This is a genomic window from Psychromonas marina, from assembly GCF_030161115.1.
GTDB classification, from domain to species: Bacteria; Pseudomonadota; Gammaproteobacteria; order Enterobacterales; family Psychromonadaceae; genus Psychromonas; species Psychromonas marina.
Genome location: NZ_BSPQ01000012.1, coordinates 1 through 1258, shown reverse-complemented (window position 1 = coordinate 1258; position 1258 = coordinate 1). Strand labels below are relative to the sequence as shown.

Below are 1258 nucleotides of genomic sequence, written 5' to 3'. Positions count from 1 at the left end.
TATTATGGCTCTGGTTGAAAAACTAACCCACGGTAGAGGCTAGCACCTTAGTGGGAGTCATTATGTCTAGTTGGTTTTTAAAATTGATGTTGGTAAGTCTTTCTGAGAAACATTTTTGGTTGTGATTTGAGTTTTGTCATCTTCAAAGTCGTAGTCTTGTGGCTGTACTGTAAACTCGCTCATTCCGCCAAAATACGCTGTCGTTAATAGTCGTCTGGTGCAAAGTTTAACCTCGAAGTTTATCGTTATTCTCGGCTCCATTAACTCTGCTTATTTTATAATGGCGTCATTCTGTATTTTAGTTTTTAAGAAGTCATCTCGAAAGGGGATTTAAGTTGAATTTGAATCTCAGTTTTTGAATTGGTCGCTAGCTAAAGTTTCCAATATTGATTATCGTGTTTCTTTGGTTTTTAAATACCGCCAAACACAACTAACAAGGCACTTAAACGGAACAAAAACAGTTGGTTAAGTTTCGCTTCGCTACACATTATAACCAACTATTTTTGTCCGCTTAGTGCGGCGTTAGTTGCAAGGTGTTTATCGATATGGATTACATTCACCACGAAAAGAAAAAAGGCGGTAGCATTAAAGCTATAGCTTGGCTTTACTGCTTAATCTTTGCTGCTTTGATCTTTGAACTCTATTTTAATCTTTTTGTACCTAACCCAGACCTTAATTTACAGGTTTATGGCTATTACTCCGCAATTGGTGTTTTTATAGTGACATTACCTTGGTCTTTTAAGTGGCTAGTTGATTGTGTAAGTCATAGGGCACCTGTTTATCGCGTTTTATCAATAATATTGTTCTCTGTCGTGATTATATTTTGTCTCAGAAGTTTCTTCGTATTCACACTACCAAGTATTTACACTTCTGCATTTGGTACGCCTCATTATGAAGTACATAATGTTGTTTACAGCGATAGTTATAGCGAATTGGAATGTGACTACAGAGTCAGTAGTAAATTTTTAAAAAATACGATTTTATCGCAAGCTTGTATTTCTGAAAGTCTATTTGAAATAAAGGATCCTGAGTTATTGTTTTATGGTAATAAATCAATTTTTGGCTTTAAAATATTAAAAATCGTACCAAATGAAGAAGTTAAGTTGCGTCTAAATGCAACTAACAAGGCACTTAAACGGAACTAAAACAGTGGGTTAGGTTTCGCTTCGCTACACATTTTAACCCACTATTTTAGTCCGCTTAGTGCGGCGTTGGTATGACTTCCCACGTCAATCTAAATATTACTTTTCCCTGCTCA

General features: G+C 35.7%; 1 protein-coding gene. It reads left to right on the top strand.

Features of this window, described 5'->3' with window-relative positions:
- Positions 1–545: 545 nt before the first annotated feature.
- Complete coding sequence (locus QQK09_RS12020) at positions 546–1145, top strand: hypothetical protein (protein WP_284204393.1); 600 nt, start codon at positions 546–548, stop codon at positions 1143–1145.
- The last annotated feature ends 113 nt before the right edge of the window (positions 1146–1258 follow it).

Bases quoted from the DNA above. Each gene is read 5' to 3' on its own strand.
- QQK09_RS12020 (WP_284204393.1), top strand. From the start codon at position 546: ATGGATTACATTCACCACGAAAAGAAAAAAGGCGGTAGCATTAAAGCT.